The organism is Parasedimentitalea huanghaiensis, assembly GCF_009753675.1.
Taxonomy (GTDB): domain Bacteria; phylum Pseudomonadota; class Alphaproteobacteria; order Rhodobacterales; family Rhodobacteraceae; genus Parasedimentitalea; species Parasedimentitalea huanghaiensis.
Genome location: NZ_WQLV01000001.1, coordinates 561,301 through 584,370, shown reverse-complemented (window position 1 = coordinate 584,370; position 23,070 = coordinate 561,301). Strand labels below are relative to the sequence as shown.

At 53.2% G+C, this 23,070-nt stretch carries 21 protein-coding genes; 14 read left to right on the top strand and 7 right to left on the bottom strand.

The features are described from left to right. Nucleotides 1–26 precede the first annotated feature (26 nt). The gene (locus tag GO984_RS02625; RefSeq protein WP_157020988.1) at nt 27–2,018 is read right to left on the bottom strand and encodes a TonB-dependent receptor domain-containing protein; all 1,992 of its coding nucleotides are present in this window, start codon (nt 2,016–2,018) and stop codon (nt 27–29) included. Between the two features lie 236 nt (nt 2,019–2,254). On the opposite strand from GO984_RS02625, the gene GO984_RS02620 reads away from it, so the two are divergent. The 6 genes from GO984_RS02620 to GO984_RS02595 all read left to right on the top strand — a co-directional run bounded on the left by GO984_RS02620 (nt 2,255) and on the right by GO984_RS02595 (nt 7,626). Beyond that, entirely contained in the window at nt 2,255–3,310 is a 1,056-nt protein-coding gene (locus tag GO984_RS02620; RefSeq protein ID WP_157020987.1) for a hemin-degrading factor, read from the top strand. Continuing rightward, nucleotides 3,310–4,179, top strand: coding sequence for a heme/hemin ABC transporter substrate-binding protein (locus GO984_RS02615; RefSeq protein ID WP_157020986.1), 870 nt, complete (start codon nt 3,310–3,312; stop codon nt 4,177–4,179). Before GO984_RS02620 ends, GO984_RS02615 begins: the two co-directional genes overlap by 1 nt. After that, nucleotides 4,179–5,255 carry a FecCD family ABC transporter permease gene (locus GO984_RS02610; protein WP_245230967.1) on the top strand — a complete coding sequence of 359 codons (1,077 nt, stop codon included), beginning with the start codon at nt 4,179–4,181 and terminating at the stop codon, nt 5,253–5,255. Before GO984_RS02615 ends, GO984_RS02610 begins: the two co-directional genes overlap by 1 nt. A 12-nt stretch (nt 5,256–5,267) precedes the next feature. After that, nucleotides 5,268–6,053, top strand: a complete 786-nt coding sequence (locus tag GO984_RS02605) for a heme ABC transporter ATP-binding protein (protein ID WP_157020985.1) — start codon at nt 5,268–5,270, stop codon at nt 6,051–6,053. A 275-nt stretch (nt 6,054–6,328) separates the two neighbouring features. Beyond that, complete coding sequence (locus tag GO984_RS02600) at nt 6,329–7,396, top strand: helix-turn-helix domain-containing protein (protein ID WP_157020984.1); 1,068 nt, start codon at nt 6,329–6,331, stop codon at nt 7,394–7,396. A 74-nt stretch (nt 7,397–7,470) separates the two neighbouring features. Continuing rightward, the gene (locus tag GO984_RS02595) at nt 7,471–7,626 is read left to right on the top strand and encodes a hypothetical protein (protein ID WP_157020983.1); all 156 of its coding nucleotides are present in this window, start codon (nt 7,471–7,473) and stop codon (nt 7,624–7,626) included. Between the two features lie 165 nt (nt 7,627–7,791). On the opposite strand, the gene GO984_RS02590 is transcribed toward GO984_RS02595, so the two are convergent. Both GO984_RS02590 and GO984_RS02585 read right to left on the bottom strand, forming a co-directional pair. After that, on the bottom strand, nt 7,792–10,584 hold the full coding sequence (locus tag GO984_RS02590) for a bifunctional aconitate hydratase 2/2-methylisocitrate dehydratase (RefSeq protein ID WP_157020982.1): 2,793 nt from the start codon (nt 10,582–10,584) through the stop codon (nt 7,792–7,794). Nucleotides 10,585–11,204: 620 nt separating this feature from the next. After that, nucleotides 11,205–11,804, bottom strand: coding sequence for a L,D-transpeptidase (locus GO984_RS02585; RefSeq protein WP_157020981.1), 600 nt, complete (start codon nt 11,802–11,804; stop codon nt 11,205–11,207). 278 nt (nt 11,805–12,082) lie between these two features. On the opposite strand from GO984_RS02585, the gene GO984_RS02580 reads away from it, so the two are divergent. Continuing rightward, a complete protein-coding gene (locus GO984_RS02580) occupies nt 12,083–12,577 on the top strand; it encodes a hypothetical protein (protein WP_157020980.1) in 495 nt (164 codons plus the stop codon). Between the two features lie 101 nt (nt 12,578–12,678). On the opposite strand, the gene GO984_RS02575 is transcribed toward GO984_RS02580, so the two are convergent. Continuing rightward, nucleotides 12,679–14,178: a CoA-acylating methylmalonate-semialdehyde dehydrogenase gene (locus GO984_RS02575; protein ID WP_157020979.1), complete on the bottom strand. Its 1,500-nt coding sequence runs from the start codon at nt 14,176–14,178 to the stop codon at nt 12,679–12,681. 135 nt (nt 14,179–14,313) lie between these two features. Here GO984_RS02575 and GO984_RS02570 point away from each other — a divergent pair, with 135 nt between their 5' ends. The 3 genes from GO984_RS02570 to coaD all read left to right on the top strand — a co-directional run bounded on the left by GO984_RS02570 (nt 14,314) and on the right by coaD (nt 16,294). After that, nucleotides 14,314–15,210, top strand: a complete 897-nt coding sequence (locus GO984_RS02570; RefSeq protein WP_157021216.1) for a LysR family transcriptional regulator — start codon at nt 14,314–14,316, stop codon at nt 15,208–15,210. A gap of 60 nt (nt 15,211–15,270) precedes the next feature. Next, a complete protein-coding gene (locus GO984_RS02565) occupies nt 15,271–15,705 on the top strand; it encodes a CBS domain-containing protein (protein ID WP_157020978.1) in 435 nt (144 codons plus the stop codon). A 94-nt stretch (nt 15,706–15,799) separates the two neighbouring features. Beyond that, a complete protein-coding gene (gene coaD / locus GO984_RS02560; RefSeq protein ID WP_157020977.1) occupies nt 15,800–16,294 on the top strand; it encodes a pantetheine-phosphate adenylyltransferase in 495 nt (164 codons plus the stop codon). A 370-nt stretch (nt 16,295–16,664) separates the two neighbouring features. Here coaD and GO984_RS23320 read toward each other — a convergent pair whose 3' ends face one another. Together GO984_RS23320 and gap are read right to left on the bottom strand one after the other, a co-directional pair. Continuing rightward, nucleotides 16,665–16,808, bottom strand: coding sequence for a hypothetical protein (locus GO984_RS23320; protein ID WP_167740195.1), 144 nt, complete (start codon nt 16,806–16,808; stop codon nt 16,665–16,667). 86 nt (nt 16,809–16,894) lie between these two features. Beyond that, nucleotides 16,895–17,899: a type I glyceraldehyde-3-phosphate dehydrogenase gene (gene gap, locus GO984_RS02555; RefSeq protein WP_138165091.1), complete on the bottom strand. Its 1,005-nt coding sequence runs from the start codon at nt 17,897–17,899 to the stop codon at nt 16,895–16,897. Nucleotides 17,900–18,139: 240 nt separating this feature from the next. Between gap and GO984_RS02550 the strand changes: the two genes are divergently transcribed. The 4 genes from GO984_RS02550 (at nt 18,140) to GO984_RS02535 (ending at nt 20,902) form a co-directional block, all read left to right on the top strand. Next, the gene (locus GO984_RS02550) at nt 18,140–19,111 is read left to right on the top strand and encodes a DUF808 domain-containing protein (RefSeq protein WP_157020976.1); all 972 of its coding nucleotides are present in this window, start codon (nt 18,140–18,142) and stop codon (nt 19,109–19,111) included. Nucleotides 19,112–19,127: 16 nt separating this feature from the next. Beyond that, nucleotides 19,128–19,760 carry a DUF3885 domain-containing protein gene (locus GO984_RS23890; protein ID WP_157020975.1) on the top strand — a complete coding sequence of 211 codons (633 nt, stop codon included), beginning with the start codon at nt 19,128–19,130 and terminating at the stop codon, nt 19,758–19,760. 198 nt (nt 19,761–19,958) lie between these two features. Next, nucleotides 19,959–20,369 (top strand): hypothetical protein, encoded by a 411-nt coding sequence (locus GO984_RS02540; protein ID WP_157020974.1) that lies wholly within the window; start codon nt 19,959–19,961, stop codon nt 20,367–20,369. Further along, nucleotides 20,366–20,902, top strand: coding sequence for a hypothetical protein (locus GO984_RS02535; protein WP_157020973.1), 537 nt, complete (start codon nt 20,366–20,368; stop codon nt 20,900–20,902). Before GO984_RS02540 ends, GO984_RS02535 begins: the two co-directional genes overlap by 4 nt. A gap of 120 nt (nt 20,903–21,022) precedes the next feature. On the opposite strand, the gene tkt is transcribed toward GO984_RS02535, so the two are convergent. After that, nucleotides 21,023–23,044, bottom strand: coding sequence for a transketolase (gene tkt, locus GO984_RS02530; protein WP_167740194.1), 2,022 nt, complete (start codon nt 23,042–23,044; stop codon nt 21,023–21,025). Nucleotides 23,045–23,070: the final 26 nt, after the last annotated feature.

Sequence of the window (23,070 nt, the reverse complement as noted above, 5' to 3'; positions counted from 1 at the left end):
CGAATACCTTTCGGGCTATCAGTGGATCAGAAGGTTTTTGCCATCGTCAGCTTGAAGTTCCGGCCCGGAGCCACCCGAGTAGACAGCTGCGACTGGTATGTGGCGTCCAGAATGTTTTCTACGCCAAAGCGAAATTCAGCACCTTTGAACGCGCCAGATTGTGGCCTGTATGTTGCCCTCAGGTTATTCACGCCATAACCCGCAAGTGCGATGTTGCCGACACCTGTGGTGGACTGGGCCGCCACAAGTTCCCAACTGACGTCAAGCGCTTCACCAAAACGCTTTCCGAGGGTTAGTCGTGCAGACGTTTCGGGCGCATAAATCCACTTGCTGTCAACACCGGCATTCGTCGTTGAAGTTCCGTCGGCGCTGGTTGCATTGAAGTCGGCATAAAACCCGCTGGCATGGCTGTAGGATGCTTCGAGTTCGATCCCTTTGACGTCAATATTGGCGACATTGGAGTATGAAGTGACATCCCAAACATAGGTCTGGTAGATATTCGCTTTCACCTGCAGGGCATCACCTGTGGAAAACAGATCGCCCTGGGTATAAGAAACACCACCTTCATAGGTGCGTGATTTTTCCGGCTGGGTCATAAAAAGCGGCGTACCGAGGTCGTCAATGATCGGCATCATCTCGGTATAAGCTGCGCTGGCAAACACGGCAAAGCCGCTATCAAATTCGTATCGAGCCGACAGGCCACCCATCAATGCGTCATTGGAATAGGAGGCATTGTTAGGGGCCGTATCACCTTTGATGTCTTGAGTTTCATAGCGCAAGGCAGGTGTTAGCGTCAGGTTTTGGTTGACTAAAATCTCATCCACTGCAAACAGGGCTAAACGTTTGTCTGAGCCTCCTGGTGCTGAAGGCGCATCCAGTCGATCACGTTGTGAAAACTCAATTCCCGCTCTTAGGTTGTGCTCAACCGATCCCGTTAGGAAATAGGCGGTGTTCTTGATCGTCAGTTTGGTGGTCTCGTAGTTGTGATCCGCATCCACTACAGAAAAACACCCGTGTGGTGCTGTCGCAGGAAGACAGGTCTGGTCGATGGCTTGTTCGGAACGCGACAGGTTGACACTTAAATCAATCAGGTCATTCCCACTTGGGTTATAGTCATATTGCAGGACTGCAATTTTGCTGTGGGTTTTACGATCAACGTTACCAAAGGAGCCGCCTGTCGTGCCAAATGTATCATAGGGCACGTCTTTTTCGTCAGTGGTGCTGTCATTGTAGGACAGAGTAATTGCATGGGCATTGTCATCACCAAAGGTATACCGCCCCTTCACCAGGTATGACGGCATTCGGAACTTACTGTTTGTAACCACAGTTCCATCAGCGGTTTTGTAATCGTCTTGATCACGGACTGTGTAGTTAAACAGGAACTCGAGGTTGTCAGTGGGTTGCCAGGCCGCGATTGTTGAACTTGCAAAACCTGCCCCATTTGACGTTGCCTCTAACACTTGGCGCAAGCGCACACCAATTTCACCACCGGTGAAATCTGAAGCGTTTTTTGTTTCGAGCTGAACGACGCCACCCACCACGCCGGATCCAAATTCAAATGATCCAACAGTGCCGCGGATCACAGAAACTTCACTATAAAGTTCCGGGTCAGTGAACAGCTGATTGCCAATCCGATAGAGTTCTTCAGCCCCGGTTGTGGCGCCGTCGACCACAACCAGCACCTTAGCGTCGGTTCCGTAGGTGCCATTTGCACCAAAACCACGAATGTTGATCCCAGAGCCCTGCGGAGTGTTTCCGTTAACCAGGGTTACACCGGGAACGGAATCAATCAGCTCAGCAATTGTACCGGCTTGGCGGTCGTCGATTTCTTCTTGGTTGATCACTGTTACAGCAGTTGCAGTGCCAACCTGCACTTCGCGCTTGCTGTCGCCCAATTCAATGACACCAAGGAAGCCCTCATCAACATCCTGAGCCATTAGGGGGGCTGCGTTAACAATCATCAAGCTAAGGGACGAAACAGTCCCCAATAAATTCCATCCAAGCCCATGCCCACGCATTTGCCGTCCTTTCGCATCGCTATTGTACCGGATGCTTGCGTTAGGCGCTGGCGAGGTTTTGGTATTGTTCTAATTGCAGAAATTCATTTTCCGACTTGAGCCTATTAGTAAAGGTGATTAAAACAGTCAACAATAATTAACACATTGTTGCAAACAGCAACAGCCAGCCTCGATCTGCCGATTTTGTCGGACTTAAAGCCAGCTCACTTAGACCAAAGCCAACTGAAAGGGCTAACATGAGCGATCTGGCACAGCTGACACCGGCAGACATCCGGCAGGCACGCAGCGATAATACAAACCTGCGTGATCGTGATTTTGCAGACAAATTAAACATACGCGAAGGCCAGTTGGTTGCGGCTTATGTCGGTCACGATGTGACACGAATCGCGGCCAGTCCGGATGACATCATGCCCCGGCTTAAGGATCTGGGAGAGGTGATGGCTCTGACCCGTAACCGCTCTTGCGTGATTGAGAAGGTGGGCGTTTACGACAATTTTCATTCGGGGCCGCATGCGTCGATGATCCTGAACGAGGAAATCGACCTGCGTCTGTTTGGCGGGCATTTTGTCTCGGCCTTTGCTGTTGAACGTGAGACCGAGAGCGGTGTTAAACGTTCAATCCAGATTTTTGATGCTTCGGGTGATGCCGTCCACAAAATTCATCTGCGCCCAGCCTCCGATCTGACGGCTTGGACCCAGCTGGTGACGGACCTGAAGTTGGACGACCAAGATCAAGAACTAAGTGTTTCACCGCGTAAACCGGTTGATGGAGCCAAGACAAACCCGGACAAGATTGAGCAGTTACGTAATGAGTGGTCCAAAATGACCGACACTCATCAGTTTCTGCGTCTTGTCCCAAAATTAAAAATGAATCGCTTAGGCGCTTATCGCACCGTCGGTGAGCCCATGGCGCGTCAGGTGGCTACGGATGAGGTCAACACCATGCTCAATGCGGTGCTGGATCAAAATGTCGAAGTTATGATTTTTGTTGGCAATATGGGCTGTATCGAGATCCACGGCGGTCCAATCCGAAATCTGCGCGAAATGGGTCCCTGGCAGAATATTCTGGACCCAGGATTTGACCTGCATTTGCGCATGGATCACATCGCCGAAGTATGGGCTGTCAACAAGCCAACAAAACGCGGCGCGGCGATGTCGGTTGAGGCTTTTGACGCAGAAGGCGGTATCATATTTCAAGTATTCGGTCGTCGCACAGACGCCAAAGATCATCGACCAACCTGGGACGCTATCGTCAATGCGCTGAGATCTGCGCAGGTGAAGGAACCAGCGTAATGTCGGTATTTTCTCGTCTTTACACGACATCAAGCCTACTTATCGTGGCGACGATGGCGAGCCATATGGCCTTGGCGCAACCAGCGAGCCGTATTGTCACCGTTGGCGGGTCAGTGACTGAAATTGTCTATGCACTGGATCAGCAAGATCGGATTATTGCGCGCGACACCACGTCTTCCTATCCTGATCAGGTCGCAAAACTGCCAGACATTGGATATGCCCGTGCGCTGTCACCCGAAGGCGTGTTGTCCGTAGCCCCGGATCTGATCATAGCCATCGAAGGCGCCGGTCCGCCAGAGACCATCGACGTACTTCAATCCGCTCAGGTTGGGTTTGTTTCGGTGCCCGAAGTTTTTACCGCTGATGGCATCGTCGCCAAGATCCGAACTGTTGGTGCTGCTGTTGATCAGGTTCAAGCCGCAGAGGTTCTGGTTACGCAGGTTGCGAGCGAACTAACCGAAGCTCAGAATGCGGCTCAAAAGGCGGCAAACGGGGACCCTAAGAAAGTGCTATTCATCCTGTCCACACAGGGTGGGCGTATTATGGCTGGTGGCACCAATACGGCGGCAGATGGCATTATCCATATGGCTGGGGGCATAAATGCCGTTACCGCATTTGATGGATACAAGCCTTTGACGGATGAGGCCGTGACCATCGCAGCACCAGATGTGATTTTGATGATGGACCGAGGTGGCGACCACGGCGCAGCAGCCAAAGAACTTCTTGCTATGCCTGCGCTGATTCCGACTCCGGCTGCTCAAAACGGCAAGGTCGTGCGGATGAACGGGCTGCATTTGCTGGGATTTGGTCCTCGCACCGCGTCAGCCATCACGGAACTCAGTCAGGCACTTTATGGCGAGACAAACTGATGTCCTTAACAATTGAAATGCCAAAGCGGGGCTCTCTTCCTGTAGATCGCAGGGTACAGGCCCGACAACTAACAGTGATTCTGGTTGCCCTGCTGGCGGCGACTTCGGTGCTTTCCTTAGCTTGGGGCGCATCGGGGACGTCGTTATGGGGGGCGTTGGTTGATCTTGCAGCCGGGCGCGAGTTGTCGCGTTTGGACAGCATTGTCCTGTTCGATATTCGCCTTCCACGGCTATGTTTGGGCATATTGGTTGGCGCCTCTCTGGCGGTATCAGGCGCAGTGATGCAGGGGCTGTTTCGCAATCCACTTGCGGATCCGGGCATTGTGGGCGTTAGCGCCGGTGCTGGTCTGGCAGCAATCAGCGCAATCGTGTTGGGCGCGTTTTTACCGCCCGCGATTCGCGATTTGACTGGCAACTATCTGGTCCCGGTATCGGCGTTTTTTGGCGGCTGGGGATCAACTTTGATCCTTTACCGGGTTTCAACCCGGCGCGGGCAGACCTCGGTTGCAACCATGCTGTTGGCGGGTATCGCCCTTGGTGCTCTGGCCGGAGCCCTGTCCGGCATTCTGGTCTATATGGCGGATGACAACCAGCTTCGTGATTTAACCTTCTGGGGCATGGGATCACTGGCTGGCGCTACATGGACCAAGGTTTTGGCGGCAACCCCAATCGTTTTGGCAGCTTTGGCGGTTGCCCCCTTTATTGCACGTGGGTTGAATGGTTTGGCATTGGGAGAAGCCGCTGCCGGTCACACTGGTATTTCGGTGCAACGGGTCAAAAATATTTCGATTCTATCTGTCGCTGCGGCTACAGGTGCGGCCGTTGCTGTTGCCGGCGGCATTGGCTTCATCGGCATTGTTGTTCCGCATCTGTTGCGACTGGCGACTGGCCCTGACCATCACAGCCTTTTACCAAATGCGGCGCTGTTGGGGGCCAGTCTTCTTTTGGCTGCTGATATGATTGCCCGGACTGTCATTGCCCCAGCCGAACTTCCTATTGGTATTGTCACCGCCGTTCTGGGAGCACCAGTCTTCCTGTGGATATTGCTAAAGCGGCACGGAGCCATGGGCCTATGACCGGAGTTTCACATGCAAGCCTTTGATATTGAAGTCGTCCTGGGCAAGAGCCAGGTTCTGAATGGAGTGAATTTCACGGCCAAGCCGGGTGAGGTCACTGCCATTGTTGGCCCCAACGGATCAGGAAAAACCACCTTGCTGCGCGCCATGACGGGTGAAATTCCCTATTCCGGCAAGGTGCTGCTGAATAACAAAAATGTGGCTGGTCTGAAGCCCTGGCAATTGGCCGCGCTCCGAGGCGTACAACCGCAAAGCACCACGATCGCCTTTCCCTTCACCGTGCTTGAAATCGTGCGGCTTGGTCTTACAGCGGGACTGTCTGCTGCCGAGAAAGAGTTACCGTTAAGAGCCCTAGAGAAAGTCGGTCTGACAGGATTTGGCAATCGCATGTATCAGGACCTATCCGGGGGGGAACAACAGCGCGTACAGCTGGCACGAGTCCTGACGCAGATTTGGCGGCCGGTGGTCGATGGTGCTCCGCGGTGGTTGATTCTGGACGAGCCGGTTGCCAGCTTGGACATCGGCCATCAGTTTACCGTAATGGATCTAACTCGCGACTTTTCGGCCCGTGGTGGTGGCGTGGTTGCAGTAATGCACGATCTGAACTTGACGGCCATGTTTGCTGATAAAGTGGTGCTTATGGATGCTGGCCACATCGCTGCTCAGGGCAGTCCGCAATCGGTGCTAACTGATGCGAACTTAGCGCAGACCTATGGTTGCCCGCTGCCGGTCTGCACAACACCGCATGATGGCACACCTTTCTTGTTGCCACAGGCTCGCCATGCTCGAGTAACCTGAGGGAAACATCAAGTATTTTAGAAACCCCCTGCGGTGCGTGTCTGTCTTTCAGACCGAAACGGGCAGGGGCGTCTTCACAAACTACACCAAGCTCTATCCCCGAAGCTTTGCTGCTTGCTGATTGGTGGACCGCTCGACGTAATTTGTCAGTCTAGCCAGTGCCAACCACAACAATTTCAGAATCGGCCTATCATTTTCAAAAATCGATGCGCGGAACGAGGGCGAATTTACTATAAAGGCCCCATTCGAACAGTTTGAAAAAGAATAGCCTGCTAATGATCTATCTCGACCTTGCGCTGCGTGGCGGTGCCATTACCGTTTTGTTGTTACTGGCTTTATTGCTTTGGCGCGCGCCCATCAGTTTGGAAGGGCGCTTATCTGTGTCGGCATTGGCCCTATCCGAATCCGCATTCCTGATCATCACTGCGGCTCTGCCACTCGATTTGCACCCGGCGTTACACTCGAATCTCACGCTTATAGCCAGCTTCACTCCAGCAGCGATTACCTGGTTGATCGTGACTATATTTCTCGATTCCCCGGGGCAGCGTTGGCCCTGGCTGGTTGCGTCTTTGGCGACCTCAGCTGCGCTTTACACCCATGAATCCTTTCCCGACCTCTATTCCGTTTGCCTGCCAATGTCCGTGATCCTTTATGGGGCCCTGTTCATCCTCTCGCTGTGGTCTACGCGTGACGATTTGGTGGAATGCCGCTGCCGTGCGCGACCTGGATTCGCAGCAGCTATCGCTGGTCTTGCTTTGTTTTTGACGGCGGGTCAGGCTACAGGCTTGTTACAGGAGGACAGTCTTTCGCTGGCTCTCTTGCAAGCTGCCGGCACGCTTGCGGTTACCTTGAATTTTGCTGTGTGGCTGTTGCGCCCCGATGCGCACCGTTGGCCCGGCGAGACCTCCCCCGAGATCAGTAACCGTTTGCCTGTTCAAGATGAATTTTCCGACCCCACGCTGATTGCAGGTCTCCAGTCAGCAATGTCCGCAGGCATCTGGCGAGAAGAAGGGCTGACAATCGGTGCACTCGCAGGAAAAATTGCCGTACCCGAGCACCGCTTGCGGCGCGCAATAAACCAAGGACTGGGTTACCGCAATTTTTCTAGTTTTATAAATCAGGCAAGGATCGAAGCTGCCTGTGCCGCCTTATCTGACCCTGCCCAGATGAATGCAACGGTGCTGGAAATTGCATATGAGGTCGGCTTTGCGTCTGTGGGGCCGTTCAACCGCGCCTTCCGCGCAGAAATTGGATGCAGCCCGACTGAATACCGACGCAGCGCGCTGTCTCGGGCTTACACCGATTCTGAAAAATCATCGCCAATTGCTGCAAACTTGCACTGATTTCCAAGTTTGACGCGCAAGGGCGTGTCAGTCAAACTATCATGGGCATCAATTCCACGAAACGGAGATGTTCAATGCGCGCCGTTATTCTCACCCTGCTGATACTTTTTGCTAACGCGGCCCAGACCCCGGCTCAAACAATGCCGCCCTCCACTTATCCGGAAGCAGGAACCTTTTGTGGTTTTCTAAAACTCTGCCCAAAAGTTACGACACCTAAGCAAGACGACTAAGGCGTCTGTCCTACAGGGCCTAGGGAACGAGTATTTGCTCAATGTCGAAGAATGCTTCGGTATTGGGAATTTGTTGCCCAATCAGATCAAGGTCAATCCTGCAAGACCGTTCGAGCCGCCCCAATTAAATGGGGCAGCTCGTTATTTTCGAGCCCAACCTGTGCCTTAGAAGTGAGCTGAACGTGAACCCGCTGGCTTTTCTACGGGTGGGGCAAACTTTGTCAGGTCAATCCCTTCCACAGCAGCCTTGTACTCTTCCATAGTGGGAGTTCTGCCGAGGATTGCAGAGAGAACAACGACCGGAGTTGAGGCGAGCAAGGATTCGCCCTTCTTCTCAGCGGTGTCTTCTACAACGCGCCCTTGGAACAGGCGGGTCGATGTCGCCAGAACGGTGTCACCTTTTGCTGCTTTTTCTTGGTTGCCCATGCAAAGGTTGCAGCCAGGGCGTTCCAGATAAAGGATGTTCTCGTATTCTGTCCGTGCGGTTTGTTTCGGCATGAAGTCATCGAATTCGTAACCTGAATATTCTTGCAAGATGGCCCAATCGCCCTCTGCCTTCATCTCGTCGATGATATTGTAGGTCGGCGCTGCAACAACCAAAGGCGCGTTGAATTCGACTTTTTGGCCTTTCTTTTCCAAGTTCTTCAGCATCTGTGCCACGATGACCAAATCGCCTTTATGCACCATGCAGGAGCCAACAAAGCCAAGATCCACTTTCTTCTCTGCTTTGTAGTAGGAAATCGGCCGGATGGTGTCGTGGGTGTAACGCTTGGATACATCCGCGTTATTTACATCCGGGTCAGCAATCATGGGCTCGTCGATTTGATCCAGATCGACCACAACTTCTGCGAAGTACTTGGCATTGTCATCTGGCGTCAAAGCTGGCTTTTCACCTGATTTGATTTCGCCGATGCGTTTGTCAGCGATATCGATCAAGCCTTGCAGCATGTGATTGTCGTTTTCCATGCCCTTGTCGATCATGATCTGAATACGGCTCTTGGCAATCTCGAGCGATTCAACAAGCGTGTCGTCTTCGGAAATACAGATAGAGGCTTTGGCCTTCATTTCTGCAGACCAGTCGGTGAATGTGAAGGCCTGATCCGCCAGCAAGGTTCCGATGTGGACCTCGATGATGCGCCCCTGGAAGACGTTGTCGCCGAACTGCTTTAACATCTGCGACTGGGTGGCGTGCACCACGTCCCGGAAATCCATATGGTCGGCCATGGTGCCTTTGAAGGTCACTTTCACGGACTCTGGGATGGGCATGCTCGCCTCACCTGTAGCCAAAGCCAGTGCAACAGTGCCCGAGTCTGCACCAAACGCTACGCCTTTGGACATCCGGGTGTGCGAGTCGCCACCAATGATGATTGCCCAGTCATCCACCGTTATGTCATTCAGAACCTTGTGAATAACGTCGGTCATGGCGTGGTAGACGCCTTTAGGATCTCGTGCGGTAATCAGACCAAAATTGTGCATGAACTTCATAAGCCGCGGGGTGTTGGCCTGTGCCTTCAGATCCCAAACCGAGGCTGTGTGACAGCCTGACTGATAGGCCCCATCGACGATGGGCGACAGTACAGTCGCGGCCATCGACTCCAACTCTTGAGAAGTCATCAAGCCGGTTGTGTCCTGCGAGCCAACGATATTTACCTCAACGCGGACATCAGATCCGGCGTGCAGTACAGCACCTTCAGTCACGCCAACCGCATTTTTATTGAAGATTTTTTCAACGGCTGTAAGGCCTTGCCCTTTGTGGGTGATTTCTTTGGAAGGAGCAAAAGCAGATTTCAGTTCGACACCAAGCGTTTTGGACGCAAAGTTCTGCAGTTTTTTACCAAAGACGATTGCGTAAGATCCGCCTGCCTTGATGAATTCCACCTTCTGAGGTGTGAAAGAGGAGGAAAGGCCAACAAGCTCTTCTTTGCCTGTTTCATCATACAGCATCTGTTTTTTTGTATCGATGGTCAGGACGGTGCCGGTCTCGACCGAATATTTTTGTTCAAGAACCGGGTTACCATCGTTGTTCAGGATCGGGTTGCCTTCGGAATCCACCTTTTTGACCCAGTTTTTCAGGTCGATGCCGATGCCGCCTGTCACGCCAACGGTGGTCAGGAAAATCGGAGAAATGCCATTTGTACCTGCAACAATCGGGGCGAAGTTTACAAACGGAACATAGGGGCTGGCTTGGTTGCCAGTCCACAAGGCTACGTTATTCACGCCTGACATGCGGGACGAGCCTACACCCATTGTGCCTTTTTCTGCGATCAACATCACACGTTTTTCAGGGTGCTGCTTTTGCAATTCCTGAATTTCAGTCTGGGCAGCAGGGGAAATGAAGCACTTGCCATGCAGTTCCCGATCCGAACGGGAGTGCGCCTGGTTGCCGGGGGATAGCAAATCGGTAGAAATGTCGCCTTCGCCTGCAATATAGGTGACAACTTTGATTTCTTCGTCGATATCAGGAAGTTTTGTAAAAAACTCAGCCTTTGAGTAGCTTTCCAGAATGTCTTTGGCTGTGGCATTGCCGTCTGTATAGGCCGCAGCCAAACGATCGGTATCGGCTTCGTACAAGAAGACCTGTGTCTTGAGCACTTCTGCGGCTTGTCCTGCGATAGACGCATCATCGCCCAGTGCGAGGTCAAGAAGCACATCAACTGAAGGGCCACCCTTCATGTGTGACAGCAGCTCAAATGCGAAAGCTACAGAGATTTCGTCGACAACGGCAGCGCCAAGAATAATTTCTTTGAGAAACTGGGCCTTTACGCCCGCAGCGCTCGTTGTGCCCGGCAAGACGTTGTAGATGAAAAACTTAAGAGAGTCGTCCCGGTGTTCATTCCCGGTCTCTTTGATTTGTGAGATGAGTTCATCTACAAATAGGCCATCATCAATGGGCTTAGGGTTCAACCCCTCTTCTTTACGAGCGGCGATCTCATTTAGGTAGTCGGTGTACAAGCTCATGACGAATCCAACGGTTAGGTGTTAGAGAAGGTTCAAGCGTCGGTTCTCAGACACCTCTGTCTAACCCACGCCCAAGTTCATTGTATGCGGAAGTATACCAGCTTATGGTGGGTTGCAAGATGCCTGACTGTCACACCATGTGCGCGGTCAATATCAATAGATCGTGCTGCGTTTGCTTGCAATTCTTAAGTGATAGCAGCCTATAAGCTCCTAAACGGCATTGTTACACAATCCACTGACGGTTTCTTTTCCTTTTCGCGGCGCTTTCGCACGGTGTTATAGTTCGAGCAGTTCATAGTCTTGAATTTGTAGGGGCCCAAGTGGTCATTGTGTTTGGCTATCTTGTTGGATTCGCGAGCGAAACCCTTTGCGGGATTTGTGCAACAAATCCAGATTGGTGTCCCAATGTTGGGGAAACGGCGTGAAAGAACCCGCTTTGAACCCATTTGAAGGACATTCCACAAGCCTGATCTGGACGCGGTTCACCTGTATGAACTCGCTGATTGTAGAGTCCTATCCGGATTCCTTCGGGGTCTTCCGGTTGCTGCAATAAAAAAAATGTCCAACAACACGCAAAGAACCCGCCAAGGGGCGGGATCGTTCAGATTTGGCGGAAACGTTTAAAGCAACAAGACTTGGGTGCCAATTTTGACAAGTTCATAAAGTTCTTCAACGTGTTGATTGTAAAGACCAATGCAGCCAGAGGAGCTCTGTCGGCCAATTTTGCGTGTGTCGTGGGTGCCGTGCACCAGGTAGGCAGGCCAATCTAGATACATTGCGCGGGTGCCCAATGGATTGCCAGGCCCACCGTCCATGCGCAGGGGCAACGTCGGGTCACGTTCGCGCATGGAAGCAGTTGGGGTCCAGCTAGGATTTTCGCGTTTGCGGACAATTTTCGAATACCCGCGCTTAGTCAGATCTTCTGTCAGCGGCACCGAAGAAGGGAATAGGCGGTATGTTTCATTGTCACCGCTCCAATAGTGCAGGGCGCGGCTGTTGATATCAGCCAAAAGACAGCCAACTCCAAGCGTGTCAAAGTGATCTTGCCACTGCTGCTTTTGAAATGCCGAAATATTGCGCTTGGTCGGAGCAGCTCCATTTACTGGGCGCTCTTCAATCGGGAAAGCATCGGAGGACTGTGCGCGCAGCAATGATGGCGTGGCCAGTGTGGCCACCGCACTTAACAGGGCATGGCGGCGGGTAAAGCGGGAATTGGGCATTCTGCCTCCGGGGCAATTTTTGACGGCTCGATACGGAGGGCAATATAAGCGGCCAATGCAAATTAAATAGGCGCGCGGTGCTCAAAATTCCGTGCTTCACAGGCTTGTGTGGTTCCCGCGCAGGAAGCTTGAAATGGGCTTGGAGCAGTTGTGACCCTGTTTCAGGCGTTCCAATTTTTGCAACACATGCCGGTGTTGGTCGGCTTATTGTGTGAAAGAGTTGCCAAAACGTCTAAAAAGGGGAAAGTGTTCCCCAATATTTAAAAATGGGGACAACAATGAAAATTTCAACGATCACAACAGCTCTTTTTATTGGGGCAGTATCTACTGCGCCAGCATTTGCTCAAACTTTGGAGCACTGGGGGGCATCTGACTACTGGGATGTCATGATCGATCCATCGCTTGGTAACGGCTGTCTGATACAATCTGAATTCAACGACGGTTCTGTTGTTCGCATCGGTTTTGATCGTGTGCAGGGGGGCGGCTACGTCACGGCATTTAACATGGCCTGGGGGGATATCCAGGAAAACGAATGGTACCCGGTCCAATTTGCCCTGGATGGTCAGGACTATGATGCAGAGGCACGGGGGATGTACCTGAACGATGTACCAGGTGCAGATATTCCTTTTGATAATCCAGACTTCTTGTTCGACATAGCGGCGAAATACACAATGACGCTCTATACCGAAGGCGGCGAAGTCATGTCGATCGACCTGACCGGCAGTTCCAAAGCGCTGGAAGCGGCAATCGAATGTCAGGAAGAGATGGGCTGACGTCTGTCTTGATCACTAAGACCGCGGACCTATTGGGCCGACAAAAAAATGGCTGCAGATCACTCTGCAGCCATTCTTCATTTTAGCAAAAGATCCGCGACTTATTCCATCACTGGGATAGAGAACTCGCCGCCTTCTTTGATGCCCGAGGGCCAGCGCGCTGTTACGGTTTTGGTGCGTGTGTAGAACTTGAACGCATCCGGACCGTGCTGGTTCAGATCACCAAATGCAGATTTCTTCCAACCACCAAAGGTGTGGTAGGCCAGCGGAACCGGGATTGGTACGTTGATACCAACCATGCCAATGTTGATCCGGTTGGCAAAGTCACGGGCGGTGTCACCATCGCGGGTATAAATCGCGGTGCCGTTGCCGTACTCGTGGTCGATCGCAAGTTTGATCGCTTCTTCATAAGTTTCGGTGCGCACTGTTGTTAGAACCGGGCCAAAGATCTCTTTCTTGTAGATATCCATGTCGGGTGTGACGTTGTCGAACAGGTGAGGGCCAACAAAGAAGCCATCCTCATACCCCTGCAGAGCAAAGTCGCGACCATCTACAACCAGATCCGCGCCTTGATCTACACCAGTCTGAACCAGACTCAGGATATTGTCTTTGGCAGCGCTGGTGACAACTGGACCGTAGTCGACGTCGTTGCCAGATGTGTAAGGGCCAACCTTTAGGCTTTCAATACGTGGAACCAGCTTTTCGATCAGCTTGTCAGCGGTTTCTTGACCAACAGGAACCGCAACCGAGATCGCCATGCAGCGTTCGCCAGCGGCCCCGTAACCAGCACCGATCAGCGCGTCAGCGGCCTGATCCAGGTCAGCGTCGGGCATGATGATCATGTGGTTCTTGGCCCCACCGAAACACTGAACGCGTTTACCCTGGGCACAGCCTGTGCCGTAGATATATTCGGCAATTGGAGTCGAGCCAACAAAGCCAACCGACTGAACAACGTCGTTGTACAGGATCGCGTCCACAGCTTCTTTGTCGCCGTTCACGACCTGAATGATACCTTTGGGCAGGCCTGCTTCTTCCAGCAGTTCAGCCAGCATCAGCGGAACCGAAGGTGCGCGTTCGGATGGTTTCAGGATGAAAGCGTTGCCGCAAACGATGGCTGGGGCGAACATCCACATTGGGATCATCGCAGGGAAGTTGAACGGGGTGATACCCGCAGAGACACCCAGTGCCTGGCGCATGGAGTACATGTCGATGCCAGGGCCAGCGCTATCGGTGAAGTCACCTTTCAGCATCTGTGGTGCACCAATGCAGTACTCAACCACTTCCAGACCACGCTGCACGTCGCCTTTTGCATCGGGGATTGTTTTGCCGTGCTCGCGGCTCAGGGCCTCGGCCAGCTTGTCCATGTCGCGGTTCAGCAGCGATACGTATTTCATCATGACACGGGCGCGACGCTGTGGATTTACGGCTTCCCAGGCAGGCTGTGCAGCCTTGGCGATGGCGACGGCCGCTTCCAGCTCTTCCTTGGACGCGAGAGGCACTTTGGCCTGCACTTCGCCTGTTGCTGGGTTGAATACATCCGCAAAACGTCCGGACGTGCCTTTGACGTGTTCGCCATTGATATAGTGGGTCAGCTCTTGCATTGGATCCTCCGCAATTTATTTGATGGAAGCATAGGCTTGCAAAAAACATCGGAAAAGAGGAAATATTCCAAATAGGTTTTGCAAGAACGCAAAAGTGTCAGCAGAAGTTGAACGGGGACAATCAGTATGAAGAGTATGGATCCGCAGTGGGATGATATGAAAGTCTTTTTGGCGGTGGCGCGTGAGGCCAGCCTCTCTGGTGCGGGGCGGATACTGAAGATGGATCCCGCTACGGTTGGGCGGAGGATTGCCAGATTTGAGGGTGCACTTGAAGCGCCCCTGTTTGTAAAGTCGCCTCAAGGCTATGCATTGAGTGCGTCTGGCGACCGCCTGTTAAGCCATGCGGAAGATGCCGAGCAGGCAATGCGTGCCGCAAAAGAAGCGCTGAGTGGTCCCAGTGAAACACTGGCAGGGCAAATTCGCATCGGGGCGCCAGACGGCAGCGCCAATTACCTGCTGCCACAAGTCTGTGCCCGGATCAGTGTTGAAAATCCGGATTTGGATATTCAGATTGTCGCGCTCCCACGGGTGATCAATCTGTCGCGGCGTGAGGCGGATATGGCGATCACGGTTAGCGCCCCAACTGCGACGCATCTGAAGGTACAAAAGATTTGCGACTACAAACTACACCTTGCTGCGTCTCGTCACTTTCTAAGAGAATTCCCGCCCATCGAGAGCATTGAAGACCTGAGGCAGCACAAACTGGTTGGCTACATTCCTGATATGATCTTTGATCGTGAGCTGGATTATTTGAATGAAATTGGGTTGGAGCGGGTGGCTCTGGCGTCAAATTCTGTTTCGGTTCAACTGAGACTGGTGACACAAGGCACCGCACTTTGCGTCGCCCATGATTTTACCCTGCCATTTCATCGCGCACTCAGAAAAGTGCTGCAAGATGAGATCAGCCTGACCCGCAGCTTTTATCTGGTGCAGCACCATGGTGATCAACGCAGTGAACGTTTGAACCGTTTTGCTGAAGCACTGAGCACGGGAATTCGTGATGAAGTCGCAAGGCTGGAAGCCTTGACTTGACATGTTGTCTTATTGCGGTAACCCTTGGAATTACGCAATAAAATTTCAGAGGAAGCACAAATGCTAGTTCAATTGATTCTGAAATCGAAACCCAGTGAAGGGGTGGTTACGATTGCCCCGGATGCCAGTATTTCTGAGGCTGCAAAGCTATTGTCTGAGCGCAAGATTGGTACAGTTGTGGTTTCGTCAGACGGAGAGCACGCAGAGGGTATTTTGTCCGAACGCGATATCGTGCGTGAGTTGGCGCAATCGGGGGGGGGCTGTCTGGACAAGGCAGTGAGCAGTTATATGACCCGTAAGCTGATAACCTGTACCAGTCATGACAACGTAGGCCAAATCCTGCGCCAAATGACAGAAGGTCGGTTTCGTCACATGCCTGTGGTCGAGGACGATAAGCTGATCGGTCTGGTTAGTCTTGGCGACGTGGTCAAGGCGCAGCTGTCACAGGTTGCCATGGAAAAAGACGCGCTGCAGGGCATGATTATGGGGCATTAAGTCCCAGTAGTGAATTCAGTATTTTCCCCCTCTTGCGCTGCACTGCGCAAATGTGTTTGCGTGTGCAGCAAATCTGACCCAGCAGGAGGCCGCCATGCGCGTTGCTCTGTATCCAGGCACTTTTGATCCGATTACCATCGGACACATTGACATCATTCGGCGTGCAAGTGCGCTGGTCGACAAATTGGTGATTGGTGTTGCGATCAACCGAGACAAAGGGCCACTGTTTTCTCTGGAAGAGCGTGTTGCGATGATTGAAGCGGAATGTGCCGAGCTAAGTGCGCAAACCGGGACTGAAATTGTGGCTCATCCGTTCGAGAACTTGCTGATTGACTGTGCGCGAGACGTTGGCGCACAGATCATTGTGCGTGGTTTGCGCGCGGTTGCCGATTTTGAGTATGAATATCAAATGGTTGGTATGAACCGTGCACTTGATAGTTCAATCGAAACAGTGTTTTTGATGGCGGAGGCCAGACATCAGGCCATTGCCAGTAAGCTGGTCAAAGAAATTTGCCGGCTTGGTGGTGACGTGTCAAAATTCGTCACGCCTCTGGTCGATGAAGCATTGCAAGGAAAACAGGGCAGGTGATGTGCTGAATTGCAGGGGCGTGCCAAGATGCGCCCCTATTTTGCGGGTGAAACTTCAACACCGCTAGGAGCCTCTACCTCTGCCGCCCACCGTTCGGGATAGTCCCGGCATGATTGGCCCAAAAACGACCTTCCAATTGGGTAACTGAGGCTCCAAACGGTAAAACGGATGGAGTGTCGTTTTACATGTCATTGCGGAACCAAAAGCACCTTTTAAAGGTCAGGTTTCGGCAAAGGCCACAAATCGCGAATCATAAGACATTGCTTTGTTGAGCTTCGGTGGGGCAGGTGTCGATGAGGAAATCGGTGTAGGCCGCGATTTAGGACACCGCCGACCAATCCTATTGTCCGCAGGTTCGGCGCGACGAAGACTAACGCCAGAAGGCTAACCAGTTGATCAGTTCAAGCATCCTTTTGCCGAGAAACACCATATGACTGGTGCCAAACAAGAACAGATCAATGGCGGTCGCGCTGACAATCATCAGGCCAAGCACCAGGGAAATTTTGTTGGTCATATAGCCTCACCATGAAAGTACGCCCGGCCAGATATGCCTGACCGGACGTAAAACCTCAAGGATGAGCAGTACTTAGCAGGGGCGCATTAGGCGCTAAGACGGCCCATGGCGACGGCCACATCCGCCATCCGGACTGAAAAGCCCCATTCGTTATCGTACCAGGCCAGAACGCGAACCAGGCGATTGCCAACGACGCGTGTCTGTTCTGGCGCAAAGATCGAGCTTTCCGGTGACTGGTTGAAGTCAGTGGAAACCAAAGGAGTTGGCTCATAGCCAACAACACGGGACATTGCACCTTCAGAGGCTTCGCGCATGACGGCGTTAACCTGATCAACAGTCACATCACGCGATGCGATAAAGGTCAGATCAACAGCAGAAACGTTTGGTGTAGGCACGCGCATCGCGGATCCGTCCAAACGGCCCTTCAGCTTGGGCAGAACTTCACCCAGCGCCTTGGCTGCACCCGTTGACGTCGGGATGATCGACATTGCAGCGGCACGGGCGCGGTACAGGTCATCGTGGCGACGGTCCAGGGTAGGCTGGTCACCAGTATAGGCGTGAATGGTGGTCATCTGGCCGTGCTCAATGCCGATGCCATCGTCCAGTGCCTTGGCCAGTGGGGCCAGACAGTTGGTGGTGCAGGATCCGTTGGAGATCATCGTGTCCGAGGCTTTCAACTCGCCGTCGTTGACGCCAAACACAATTGTGCGGTCAATGTTCTTGCCGGGCGCGGACAGCAGCACTTTCTTAGCGCCACGTTCAAGGTGGGCTTTGGCTTTGGTGCCGTCGTTGAATTTGCCAGTGCATTCCAGAACCACATCACAGCCGGACCAGTCCAGGTCTTCCATGTTGTAGGTCGAAAACATCTGCATGTCGCCACGGCCTAGGTTCATGGTGCCATCACCCAGAGTGACTTCGCCGGGGAAGCGACCGTGGACCGAATCGTATTTCAGCAGGTGAGCAGCGGTTTCAAGTGGTCCGGTTGCATTCACCTTGATCACTTCGATGTCGTCGCGGCCCGAGGCTGCGATGTGTGACAGGGTGCAGCGGCCGATCCGGCCGAAACCGTTGATGCCAACTTTGATGGTCATGAGCGTGTCTCCTAACGGCAATTCTTACCTTGGCGTATAGACCGGTGGGGGCTGGGTCTAAAGGGTTAAAAAGGTCATAATGCCGGGCTGTTAGCGCAATAACTTGATGGTATCGATAACGGAAATGTACCGGTGCCGATAACGGAAATTTCCGGTGGCGCTAACGGTCGCCTGGTTGCGTGCCCGTGCAGTTTCGCTAGGGTAGCGCGCAACGCGATTTTGACGGGTGAGGATATTTCCATGAGCGGTTTGCTGGCTTTGCTGGATGATGTGGCAGGTATTGCCAAAGTAGCCGCGGCATCGATTGATGATGTGGCGGCGCAAGCCCTAAAGGCCGGGTCAAAAGCCGCTGGTGCCCTGATCGACGATGCCGCTGTGACCCCGAAGTATCTACATGGGTTTGCTGCCAGTCGTGAATTGCCCGTTATCTGGAAGATCACCAAAGGCTCGCTCAAGAATAAGCTGCTATTCCTGCTGCCGATCGGGCTGCTGCTGGCTAACTTTGCGCCTTGGATGATTCCGCCACTATTGATGCTGGGCGGGGCCTATCTGTGTTTTGAGGGCGCAGAGAAGATTTATCACCTGCTGGTGCCCCATGATGAAACACATGTCTTCAAAGAAGACGAACCGGGGGACCCGGCGCATTTGGAAGAAAGAAAAGCCGCAGGGGCCATCAAGACCGATTTCATTCTATCAGCCGAGATCATGACCATTGCGCTGGCCGCAATCCCCGATAGCAACATCTGGATGGAGGCCGCAACGCTGGCCATGGTGGCCGTTGGTATTACCGTGGCCGTCTATGGCTCGGTTGCGCTGATCGTCAAGGCCGATGACGTAGGTCTGTACATGACCCAAAACGGCAAGTTTGGCGTAACCCGCAGCCTGGGCCGTGGATTGGTTCGGATGATGCCGCGGTTCATGAAGCTACTGATGATTGTTGGTACCGCCGCAATGCTCTGGGTTGGCGGGTCCATCGTCATCCACGGGGCGGAGCAAATGGGCTATGGCTGGCTGGGCCACCATATCCACGACTACGCCGCAGCAGTGGGTCAAATGGTGCCCGAAGCATGGCTGGGCATCACCGAGTGGTTCGCCAAGGCTACAATGGACGGCGTGTTTGGACTGGCGCTGGGGTTTCTTTTGATCCCGGTGGCCACCAAGGTGATTGTGCCGATGCTAGGCCTATTCGGAAAAGACACCTCGGACCACTAGGAGTGGCGTGCGTACAGTGACAGATATTTTAAAGCACTTTGAGCATCCGTTTCCCTACGGAGAATTTTCCCATAATCTCTTTGACGATACGGAGTTTACGCTTCGGTTCGAACTGGGAGGCGAAGATGTCTCTACCGACCGTCCCTTAAAACGATTCATCCAAGCCTATGACCGTGCCGCAGCGGTGGCGACTGAGGTGTTTTCTGACACTGCGTGCCTTTGGATGCTGTCGTCGGTCTATGGCGACGCGGAGCCGCGGAAAAAGCGGCTGAAGCCATTTAAGCTTTGTGGACTCAAGAAGAATAATTTTCAGTACCTGGGAGCTGTCTCACAGAAAGGTAATCCTGACTTTGACGAAGATGATGATGAAGTTTTTCGACACTGGGATGCGGCAGAGCTGGAGGACCTTGGGCAGCTGCGCGAAGTGATGTGGCTGGCGCTGGGATGCGAGTTGGGCATTCGACCAGCAAGTTTCGCTGACATCTATTTCGTTGACTTCAAAAAGGGTATCGTTCTCTACGCTTACGATGATCGCGGTATGGATGTGAGTGCTGTACGCAAAGAAGATCTGATGTCACTCTACAAAAACAGAAATTCTTGGCTGTTAGAGTATGGTTTTGACGAGATGAAAACCGTATTTGAGGGCTAGTCTGCGTCCGGTCTGGATGGGTATCACCTGGTGGTCTGCCAAGGTATCAATAGACGGCGTGTTTGGACCGGCGCAGGGGTTTGTTTTGATTCCGGTGTCGATCAAGGTGATCGCGCCGATTTGGGGGGCTGTCAGAGGTAGCAAATAAGCTGACCCATCTTCAGCAATATTATTTGAAGAATTGAACTAGGAGTTTTCATGGCGAAATCTGCAACTCCAATACTCAAAATAATTTCCGGACCTTCTCCAACTTCGCAGGGGGTGGCGTCGGCGACTTCTGGCGGTATTTCACCTTTGATTTCTGCGCTTAGTACGGCTGCCGACCTAGCCCCGCTGGATGGCAAGCAGCTATTTAGGTTTCTACATTTTCGCATGGCTACTGCAAAAAGAGCCGAAAACCGCAGCAAGTGGTTCGGTGGGAGGCTATTAAACAAGCTTAGCGGTGAAAGCCCGGACTATATCCCTCTGTCTGGAGCACAAGTACGGCAAGCTTTTGGGGCGGCCGGTATTCAACCGCCAGAGTTTGCCGTCGCTGCCGGGCAATATGAGATGCGGTTGGACTTTGCACGCAAGGCCTTTGATGCGTTGAAGGCGGAGCACGATGCGTGATGAACATAACTGAAAGCGCCACAACCAGAAGCTATGTGCCTTACACTTCTGAAATGTCCGCGAATCGTTACTTAAACAAGTCTGGGGATGAAACTTGGGTCGCATGGGCTGAGGCAATGGTTGTTGCGGGGTTTTCTAGCCCTTCTTTGTTCGTTCTGCTTGGCGAAATTAAGCCATTCAATGCATTCGAAATGAGTGCTCTGTTCGATGATATCGTTGAAGAGTTAGGTATTCCTGTAGTTTCTTCAGACACAGAGGCTGTGGAGACCCTCGCCGCCGCAATTGCAGAACAATATGTTCGTGGGCGAACTGGGCTAAATGTTACTCAGTCTTTGTTGGTACAATTTCCTTGGGGACTAGCGAACATTTATCGGGACGAGGATTTGCACCTTGATTTATTGGACTACATTGGCGAGTGGGAATTAAGTCCTGAAGAAGAGGACGCTGAGGCGGATCGGTTGATACGGGAGTTTCACCAAATGCACCCGATGACCAAGTGGCGGCCGTTTGAATGGGAAAGACCTTGCGGTTGATCTCTTCCAACCTTCGGTTGCCCGAACTTGGAGCGGGTTTTATTTTGAATGTAACCGGTTGCTTTCAATGGAAAAGGGCGCCTAGAGGCGCCCAATTTTATTTCAGCTATGTGAGCTGCATCAGCCCAGCAGATTTTTGACCTTAGCCACAGTTGCATCCGCGGTGATGCCAAACTTCTCGTACAGTTCACCAGCTGGGGCCGAGGCACCAAAGCTGTCCATGCCAACAAACGCGGCTTTCTTGTCCTGGCCACGCTCGCCCATCAGCCATTTATCCCAGCCACCGTCACGTACAGCCGCTTCGATGCCAACGCGAACCGGTCCTGCAGGCAGAACCTTGCGGCGGTAGGCTTCGTCTTGCTCAGCAAACAGTTCCATACAGGGCATGGACACAACGCGGGTACCGATACCTTCGGATTCCAGCTTGGCCTTGGCCTCCAGTGCGATGGCGACTTCGGAACCAGTAGCGATCAGGATCACCTGACGTTTGGCTTCGGCATCTGCCAGCACGTATGCGCCTTTGGAAGTCAGGTTGTTCAGCTTGTGCTCGGTCCGCACGGTCGGCAGGCCCTGACGGGTCAGCGACAGTACCGATGGAGTTTCCTTGGTGGTCAGGGCGATTTCCCAGGATTCAGCAGTTTCAACCGCATCCGCTGGGCGGAACACATAGGTGTTCGGGGTCGCGCGACAGATTGCCAGGTGTTCGACCGGTTGGTGAGTTGGACCATCTTCGCCAACACCAATCGAGTCGTGGGTCATCACGAACACCGACGGCATCTTCATCAGCGCAGCCAGACGCATGGAGGGGCGTGCATAGTCGGTAAAGCAGAAGAAGGTGCCTGAGTAGGGGCGAATACCGCCGTGCAGGGCCATACCGTTCATCGCAGCGGCCATGCCGTGCTCGCGGATACCCCAATAGACAAAGCGACCCTTGCGGTTGTCAGTGTCAAATACACCCATGTCGCCAGTCTTGGTCAGGTTCGATCCAGTCAGATCAGCAGAGCCACCAACGGTTTCCGGCATGATCGGGTTGATCACGGCCAGAGCCATTTCAGAGGCTTTACGTGTGGCAACCTTTGGCTGGTCTTCGCTAACCTGCTTTTTCAGCGCTTTGACAGCAGCCGATAGTTTTTTCGGGGCGTCCAGCGCATAGGCGCGGTTGAACCGGTCCTGTTTCTGCTTGGACACCTCGGCAAAGCGACCCTCCCATTCGGCGCGATCTGAAGCGCCACGGCTACCGATGGCTTCCCACTGAGATTTGATGTCGGCAGGGACTTCGAATGGACCACCGGTCCAGCCATAGGCCTCTTTGGCGGCCTTCATCTGGTCGGCGTCGGTCAGTGCGCCGTGACCCTTGGAAGTGTCCTGTGCCGCGTGACCCAGAGCGATGTGGGTTTTGCAAGCAATCATCGAAGGCTTCTTAGACTTCTTGGCAGCCGTAATCGCCTCATCGATGGCCTGTGGGTCGTGGCCGTCGATTTCGATGACCTGCCAGCCAGACGCCCGGAAACGCTTTACCTGGTCGGTGCGGTCGGACAATTCAACGGTGCCGTCGATGGTGATGTTGTTGTTGTCCCAGAACAGGATCAGTTTGCCCAGCGAGTGACGTCCGGCCAAACCGATGGCTTCTTGGCTGACACCTTCCATCAGGCAGCCGTCGCCGGCCATGACATAGGTGTGGTGGTCAACGATCTTGCGGCCGTACTGAGCGCGCTGCATTTCTTCGGCCATGGCAAACCCCACGGCATTCGCCAGACCCTGACCCAGTGGGCCAGTGGTGGTTTCCACAGCGTCCAGCAGGAAGTTCTCAGGGTGACCAGCGGTCAGAGCGCCCATCTGGCGGAAATTCTTGATCTGATCCAGAGTGACCTGTGCATCGCCACACAGGTGTAGCAGCGAATAGATCAACATAGAGCCATGACCCGCCGACAGGATGAACCGGTCACGATCAGGCCATTTGGGGGCTGATGCATCAAATTTTAGATGCTTTTCAAACAATACGGTGGCGACATCGGCCATGCCCATGGGCATACCGGAGTGGCCTGAATTGGCGGCGGCGACGGCATCAAGGGTGAGGGCACGGATGGCCGCAGCCTTGGCCCAATGTTCGGGATTGGCGGTGCGCAGTTCTGTCAGGTCCACTGGGTCGTTCCTTTGGGTTTTCAGGC

Bases quoted from the DNA above. Each gene is read 5' to 3' on its own strand.
- GO984_RS02625 (WP_157020988.1), bottom strand. From the start codon at position 2,018: ATGCGTGGGCATGGGCTTGGATGGAATTTATTGGGGACTGTTTCGTCC.
- GO984_RS02620 (WP_157020987.1), top strand. From the start codon at position 2,255: ATGAGCGATCTGGCACAGCTGACACCGGCAGACATCCGGCAGGCACGC.
- GO984_RS02615 (WP_157020986.1), top strand. From the start codon at position 3,310: ATGTCGGTATTTTCTCGTCTTTACACGACATCAAGCCTACTTATCGTG.
- GO984_RS02610 (WP_245230967.1), top strand. From the start codon at position 4,179: ATGTCCTTAACAATTGAAATGCCAAAGCGGGGCTCTCTTCCTGTAGAT.
- GO984_RS02605 (WP_157020985.1), top strand. From the start codon at position 5,268: ATGCAAGCCTTTGATATTGAAGTCGTCCTGGGCAAGAGCCAGGTTCTG.
- GO984_RS02600 (WP_157020984.1), top strand. From the start codon at position 6,329: ATGATCTATCTCGACCTTGCGCTGCGTGGCGGTGCCATTACCGTTTTG.
- GO984_RS02595 (WP_157020983.1), top strand. From the start codon at position 7,471: ATGCGCGCCGTTATTCTCACCCTGCTGATACTTTTTGCTAACGCGGCC.
- GO984_RS02590 (WP_157020982.1), bottom strand. From the start codon at position 10,584: ATGAGCTTGTACACCGACTACCTAAATGAGATCGCCGCTCGTAAAGAA.
- GO984_RS02585 (WP_157020981.1), bottom strand. From the start codon at position 11,804: ATGCCCAATTCCCGCTTTACCCGCCGCCATGCCCTGTTAAGTGCGGTG.
- GO984_RS02580 (WP_157020980.1), top strand. From the start codon at position 12,083: ATGAAAATTTCAACGATCACAACAGCTCTTTTTATTGGGGCAGTATCT.
- GO984_RS02575 (WP_157020979.1), bottom strand. From the start codon at position 14,178: ATGCAAGAGCTGACCCACTATATCAATGGCGAACACGTCAAAGGCACG.
- GO984_RS02570 (WP_157021216.1), top strand. From the start codon at position 14,314: ATGGATCCGCAGTGGGATGATATGAAAGTCTTTTTGGCGGTGGCGCGT.
- GO984_RS02565 (WP_157020978.1), top strand. From the start codon at position 15,271: ATGCTAGTTCAATTGATTCTGAAATCGAAACCCAGTGAAGGGGTGGTT.
- coaD (WP_157020977.1), top strand. From the start codon at position 15,800: ATGCGCGTTGCTCTGTATCCAGGCACTTTTGATCCGATTACCATCGGA.
- GO984_RS23320 (WP_167740195.1), bottom strand. From the start codon at position 16,808: ATGACCAACAAAATTTCCCTGGTGCTTGGCCTGATGATTGTCAGCGCG.
- gap (WP_138165091.1), bottom strand. From the start codon at position 17,899: ATGACCATCAAAGTTGGCATCAACGGTTTCGGCCGGATCGGCCGCTGC.
- GO984_RS02550 (WP_157020976.1), top strand. From the start codon at position 18,140: ATGAGCGGTTTGCTGGCTTTGCTGGATGATGTGGCAGGTATTGCCAAA.
- GO984_RS02540 (WP_157020974.1), top strand. From the start codon at position 19,959: ATGGCGAAATCTGCAACTCCAATACTCAAAATAATTTCCGGACCTTCT.